Annotated in this window: 8 protein-coding genes and 1 pseudogene; 8 read left to right on the top strand and 1 reads right to left on the bottom strand. The window is 75.4% G+C overall.

From position 1 onward, the window contains the following. Window positions 1-700, bottom strand: a pseudogene (locus NWP10_RS10175) (cell division protein FtsK); the annotation flags it as partial. 291 nt (window positions 701-991) lie between these two features. On the opposite strand from NWP10_RS10175, the gene NWP10_RS10170 reads away from it, so the two are divergent. From NWP10_RS10170 to NWP10_RS10135, 8 genes are all read left to right on the top strand, one after another. Further along, window positions 992-2218, top strand: coding sequence for a CpaF family protein (locus NWP10_RS10170; protein ID WP_258300826.1), 1227 nt, complete (start codon window positions 992-994; stop codon window positions 2216-2218). Beyond that, the gene (locus tag NWP10_RS10165; protein WP_017488355.1) at window positions 2218-3075 is read left to right on the top strand and encodes a type II secretion system F family protein; all 858 of its coding nucleotides are present in this window, start codon (window positions 2218-2220) and stop codon (window positions 3073-3075) included. Before NWP10_RS10170 ends, NWP10_RS10165 begins: the two co-directional genes overlap by 1 nt. Beyond that, on the top strand, window positions 3072-4013 hold the full coding sequence (locus NWP10_RS10160; RefSeq protein ID WP_258300825.1) for a type II secretion system F family protein: 942 nt from the start codon (window positions 3072-3074) through the stop codon (window positions 4011-4013). Before NWP10_RS10165 ends, NWP10_RS10160 begins: the two co-directional genes overlap by 4 nt. An 89-nt stretch (window positions 4014-4102) precedes the next feature. Next, on the top strand, window positions 4103-4309 hold the full coding sequence (locus NWP10_RS10155; RefSeq protein ID WP_017488353.1) for a hypothetical protein: 207 nt from the start codon (window positions 4103-4105) through the stop codon (window positions 4307-4309). A 2-nt stretch (window positions 4310-4311) separates the two neighbouring features. Continuing rightward, entirely contained in the window at window positions 4312-4734 is a 423-nt protein-coding gene (locus NWP10_RS10150; RefSeq protein ID WP_374176991.1) for a TadE/TadG family type IV pilus assembly protein, read from the top strand. After that, a complete protein-coding gene (locus NWP10_RS10145) occupies window positions 4718-5146 on the top strand; it encodes a hypothetical protein (RefSeq protein WP_258300824.1) in 429 nt (142 codons plus the stop codon). Before NWP10_RS10150 ends, NWP10_RS10145 begins: the two co-directional genes overlap by 17 nt. Beyond that, window positions 5146-5598, top strand: coding sequence for a pilus assembly protein TadG-related protein (locus tag NWP10_RS10140; RefSeq protein WP_258300823.1), 453 nt, complete (start codon window positions 5146-5148; stop codon window positions 5596-5598). Before NWP10_RS10145 ends, NWP10_RS10140 begins: the two co-directional genes overlap by 1 nt. Beyond that, window positions 5595-6018, top strand: a 424-nt coding sequence (locus tag NWP10_RS10135; RefSeq protein ID WP_375162485.1) for an alpha/beta fold hydrolase, incomplete at its 3' end; no start/stop codon positions are given. The genes NWP10_RS10140 and NWP10_RS10135, both read left to right, overlap by 4 nt.

The following is a 6018-nucleotide window of genomic DNA, read 5'->3' as shown; positions in this document are numbered from 1 at the left end:
CGCCGGGGGAGAGGGCGGCCGACGCGCGGTGCGCCGTGACGGCGGCGGCGCGCTCGGCGAGCAGGGCCGCGTGCCGGGTTCGGGCGCGCCGCTGGAGCCCGAGCATGGTCAGGGCGACGGCCACCGAGAGGAGGCCGAACAGCAGGAAGATCGGGTTGCGCATCACGAGCACCAGGGCCACCCCGATCACGAGGGGAGCCGCCGCCGTGAGCAGCGGGATCGCCAGGGACTGGCCGGCCGGCGGCGACCCGAGGTCGACACAGGGCGGCGCCGGGACGCTCGGCGGCGGCAGGGGCGGCTGCGGACCGCGCACCAGACCCAGCGTGGTGCGCCCGATCCGGTACGGGCGCCGTCCGTCCCAGAGCCGGGGCGCGCCCTCGGCGGCGCCCTCGACGTGCAGCCCGGCGGCCGCCAGCCGCAGGCGCGTCGGGCGGGACGGGGCGGCCGGGTCGTCGAGCAGCAGCCGCGCCCGCCCCCGGCCGACGCTCACCCCGCCGCCGGTCAACGGGCCCAGCCGGCCGCCGTCGGGCCCGCGCTCCGTCACCACGCTCAGCTCCGGCCCCTGGGCGGGCCCGGCCGCGCCCCGGGGCGCGTACGTCACCGACCCGGGACCGGAGGCCACGGCCCGCAGCGACCGGCCCGGGGCGCGTTCGCGGACGGCGCGGTCCCGCAGCGTGGGGTCCCGCGGGAGCGGGCTCACGCGCCACGTCTCGGGCGTTCGCCCGCCCAGGATCCGCACGGTCCACCCCATCGCCGACCCCTTCCCGGTGCGTCCTCGTCCGGGCGCCTGTGGCCCGTCTGCGGGCACCTTGCCATGCGCGGCGGCCCCTCGGCGGAGGCCTGTGGACGACGAGGTCGCACGACCCCGCGCGTCATGGTTGTCCACAGGCGGGGTGTCCCGGCTCACGTGGGGATTCGAGAGCGGGTATCTTCCTGGGCAGGACGTGTGAGGCGCTGGGGATGGCGCCGAGAACGGGCACAGGAGGAACGCATGGATGCGGTACGCATTCTCGAGGACGAGATCCGCGAGGTCGTCCGGCGGCAGGGGATCGACCCGCAGCGCGAGCACGCCCGCGTCATCGCCCTGATCCAGGACGCGGCGGCGGACTACGAGTCTCGCGCGGAGGTCAGCGCGCTGCCGGACCTCGAGGACCCCGCGGCCGCGCGCCAGGACCTGTTCGACCGGATCGCCGGCCTCGGGCCCCTCCAGCGCCTGATGGACGACCCCTCGGTGGAGGAGATCTGGCTCAACGCGCCGGACGCCGTGTACTGCGCGCGGGCCGGCCGGTCCGAGCTGACGGGCATCGTGCTGACCGAGGAGGAGGTGCACGACCTCGTCGAGGTCATGCTCAAGTCCTCGGGTCGGCGCCTGGACCTGTCCATGCCGTTCGTGGACGCCGCCCTGCCGGACGGCTCCCGCCTGCACGTGGCCATCCCGGACATCACGCGTCGCCACTGGGCCGTGAACATCCGCAAGTTCATCTCCCGCGCGCGGCGGCTGGAGGACCTCGTCCGGTCCGGCTCCCTCACTCCGACGGCGGCGCGCTTCCTCGACGCCGCGGTGGACGTGGGCATGAACGTCCTCGTCAGCGGGGCCACCCAGGCCGGCAAGACCACCCTGCTCAACTGCCTGGCCTCCTCCATCGGGGCGCGCGAGCGCGTGATCACCGTGGAGGAGATCTTCGAGCTGCAGATCCCGGTGCGCGACGTCGTCGGCCTCCAGTGCCGCCAGCCCAACCTGGAGGGCCACGGGGAGATCCCGCTGCGCCGGCTCGTCAAGGAGGCCCTGCGGATGCGCCCGGACCGCCTGATCGTCGGCGAGGTGCGCGAGGCCGAGGCACTGGACATGCTCGTCGCGCTGAACTCCGGCCTGGCCGGCATGTGCACGATCCACGCGAACTCCGCGGCCGACGCCCTGACCAAGCTGTGCACGCTGCCGCTGCTGGCGGGGGAGAACATCTCCCGCAGCTTCGTGGTGCCCACGGTGGCCACGTGCATCGACGTCGTCGTGCACTGCGAGCGGGATCGGGACGGACGTCGCCGCGTGCGGGAGATCCTCACGGTGGGCGCGCGCGTGGAGGACGGCGTGATCGAGACCTCCACCCTCTTCCAGCGTGACTCCGCGGGCGACCTGTGCCTCAACGAGGCGGCCAGCCTGGAGTTCGACGCATTCGCCCGCCGCGGCGTGGACGTCCACGAGCTCGTGGGGCTGCGCTGATGGCGGTGCTGCTCGGCCTGCTCCTCGGCACTGGCCTGTTCCTGCTGTGGTGGTCCCTGTGGTCCCCGCCGGTGCGCCGGCCGGAGTCGGCCCGCCAGGACTCCCGCCTCCGCGTGCTGATCGCCCAGTCCGGCATCAGCCGGCTCAGCCCCGCCGGCGTGGTGTCCGCCATGGCGGTCGGCGGCATGGTGGCCGGCCTGCTGATCCTCGCCGTCACGCGTACCTGGACCATCGCGGCGTGCTTCGCGCTGTTCGGGGCGTCCGTGCCGTGGCTGCTGCTGTCCTGGCAGGCCCGCCGGCGCACCACCGCGCTGCGCGAGCTCTGGCCGGACGCCGTCGACCACGCCCGCTCCGCCATCCGCGCGGGCCTCACCCTGCCGGAGGCGCTGATCCAGCTCGGCGAGTCCGGGCCGGAGGGCCTGCGGGAGCCGTTCCGGCAGTTCGCCCGCGACTACCGCTCCGGCGCCCGCTTCGTGGACGCCCTCGACCGGCTCAAGGCGCGGATGGCCGACCCGGTCGCCGACCGGCTCGTGGTCTCGCTGCGCCTGACCCGCGAGGTCGGCGGCGCCGACATCGGACGCCTCCTGCAGACCCTCTCCGAGTTCCTCCGCCAGGACGCCCGTACCCGCGCCGAGCTGGAGGCGCGCCAGTCCTGGACGGTGAACGCCGCCCGGCTCGCCGTGTGCGCCCCCTGGATCGTGCTGCTCCTGCTGGGCACCCAGCCCAGCGCGGTCGCCGCCTACCAGTCGGCGGCGGGCGGCGCGGTGCTGCTGGGCGGTCTGGTCGCCTCCGTGGTCTGCTACCGCGTCATGCTGCGCATCGGCGCGCTGCCCGAGGAGAAGAGGGTGTTCGCATGAGCGCCTCCCTGCTCTGGGCCGCCCTGCTGGGCCTCACCCTCGGCGCCGGCCTGCTGCTGATCGCCGTGGCGCAGCCCCTGGGCTGGCGCCCCACCCTCGAGCAGCGGGTCGAGCCGCAGCTGCGGCACCACACCCCGGCCTCGCGCCTCCTCGAGGACGAGGAGGCGGGCGCCTCGCCCTGGGGTGCCTGGGGACGGATCCTGGACCCCGTCCTGCGCGCCGGCGTCGGCTGGCTGCACCGGCTCTCGCCCGCCGGGGAGACGCTCGAGCGCAAGCTCGCCGCCGCGGGGATGACCGTGTCCGCGGCGGACTTCCGCGCCCAGCAGGTGCTCAGCGCCGCCGCGGGAGCCGGGATCGCCACCGCCTTCTCGGTGGCCCTCGCCCTCGCCGGGCGCATCCCGGTGGTCACGGGCGTCGGCTTCGTCATCGTCGGCGGCATGGCGGGGTACCTGCTGCGGGATCAGCTCCTGTCCCTGCGCGTCCAGCGGCGCCGGGCCGCCATCCTCACCGAGTTCCCCTCCGTCGCGGAGCTGTTCGCCCTCTCCGTGGGGGCCGGGGAGAGCGCGGCCGGGGCCCTCGAGCGCATCGCCACCACCGCCCGCGGGGAGCTCGCGGGGGAGTTCCGCGCCACCCTGGCGGAGATGCGCGCCGGGTCCTCGCTGTCCGCGGCGCTGAAGTCCATGGGGCGCCGAGTCCAGCTGGCCCCCGTGGAGCGGTTCATCGGCGGCATCCTCATCGCCCTCGACCGCGGCACGCCCCTGGCGGACGTGCTGCGCGCCCAGGCGCAGGACGTCCGGGAGATGGGCCGCCGCGAGCTCATGGAGGCCGCCGGGCGCAAGGAGATCCAGATGATGGTGCCCCTCGTGTTCGGCATCCTCCCGCTGACGGTGATCTTCGCCGTCTTCCCCGGCATCTCGCTGATGCGCATGGGGTTCTGAAGACCCACAACCGAATAGTCCACCCGTCCACCCACCACCGACACCATCCACGCGGCCGCACGGGCGGCCGTCCACCCGAGGAGGGGACCATGCTCCATCACCACGTCATCTCGATCCTGACCGCCCTGCGCGGGCTCCTGCACGACGACGTCCGCGACGACCGCGGCGACGTCCCCGGCTGGGTGATGATCACCCTCATGTCCGCCGTGCTCGTGGCCGCCCTGCTGACCCTCGCCCTGCCGGCCCTGACCGACCTGTTCGACCAGGCCATCTCGCAGGTGACCCAGGGGGAGTGAGCGTGACAGCGGGCAGCGGTGCGGCGGCCGCGGCGCCCCGCCGCCGGCGGCCGCGCTGGCGGGACGACCGGGGCGCCGCTGTGGCCGAGTCCACCATGGTGATGACCCTGGTCGTCCTGCTGTTCGCCGCCCTGCTCCAGGCCGGCCTCGTGATCCACACCCGCAACGTGATGATCGACGCGGCCTCCGCCGGCGCCCGGTACGGGGCGCTCGCGGACCGGGTCCCGGAGGACGGCGTGCAGCGGGCCCGCGAGCTGCTGGCCGCGGGCGTGCCCGGCCAGTCCGGGGCCCGCATCGTCGCGGAGCCCACGAGCCAGGACGGAGTCCCCGTGCTGCGGGTGACGATCTCCAGCTCCCTGCCGGGCCTGGGGTTCCTGCCCGGCCCGATCCCCGTGGAGGTGAGCGGCCATGCCCATCGCCTCTGACGTGCGGGACGAGCGCGGCTCGGCCACCGTCGAGTTCCTCGGCCTCACCCTCGTGCTCCTGATCCCGGTGGTCTACCTGATGATCTACGTCTCGCAGGTGCAGGCGGCCGCGTTCGCCTCCGTGGCCGCGGCGGACCAGGCCGCGAAGGTGGTCGTCTCGGGCACCGAGGGCCGGTCGGCGGCGCAGGCGCACGCCGCCGTGCGCCTGACTCTGGCGGACTTCGGGATCGACTACGGCACGTATGAGCTGGACCTGGGATGCAGTGCGGGCGACTGTGTGAGCCTGGACCCGGGGGAGGTGGTGCAGGCCCGCGTCGACGTCGAGGTGCCGATCCCGCTCACCCCGGCCGACTGGTCCCTCGCCCCGGTGACCGTGGGTTCCGACGCCCGGCAGGCGGTGCCCAGGTTCTGATGCGCGCCCTGTCCGCCCTTCGCCGCGACGACGGCCAGACCACCGTCCTGACCGTCGGGCTCTGCGCCCTGCTCATCGGGCTGATGCTCGTCATGCTCGCGGCCACCACCGTGCAGCTGCAGCACCGCCGCCTGCAGTCCCTCGCCGACGGGGCCGCCCTCGCCGGCGCCGAGGAGCTCGGGTTCCGCCTGGGCGAGGACCCCGGCGTGGTGCTCGACGACGGCGCGGTGGCCGCCTCCGCCGTGGCCCACCTGGACGCCGTGGACGCCGCCTCGTCTGTGCCCGGCCTCGGCGGCATGGCGGCCGGGGTGGCGGACGACGGCGCCACCGTGACGGTCCGCCTGGACGCCGAGGTGGACCTGTTGGCCGCGGCCGGACCGTTCGCCGGCATGCTGCCCCTGTCCGTGCCGATCCAGGCGACGGGCGACTCCCGGACGAGCCTGAGCCGATGATCCGCGTCCTGCACGGCATCGGCGGCCGGCCCGGGCACCTCGCCCCGCTCCTGGATGCGCTCGGCCGCGGGAGCACGGAGGGCGCCGCGGCCGCGTCCCCGGCCCTGATCGGCCATGGGGATGCCGCGCCGGCGGCACCCGCGCCTACCGGAGACGCCGGAGAGTCTGCGGCCGGGGCGGACCACGACTGGATCCTCACCGCCGCCCGGGACTGGGCCGCCCGCGCCGGGGACGGGGCCGGGCCCGGCCTGCTGATCGGCCACAGCACCGGCGGGGTCATCGCGCTGCGCGCCCTCGCCGAGGGGCTCGTCCGTCCGCGCGGCCTCGTGGTGATCGACTCCAACGTCCCCGTGGACGCCGCCGCGCTCGCCGCCCGCGCGGACAAGGCCCGCCTCGCGGCCGCCCCGGACTGGCGGGAGC

This window comes from Micrococcus sp. HG099 (assembly GCF_024723355.1).
GTDB lineage: Bacteria > Actinomycetota > Actinomycetes > Actinomycetales > Micrococcaceae > Micrococcus > Micrococcus endophyticus.
This window is presented reverse-complemented; position numbering and strand designations above follow the sequence as displayed.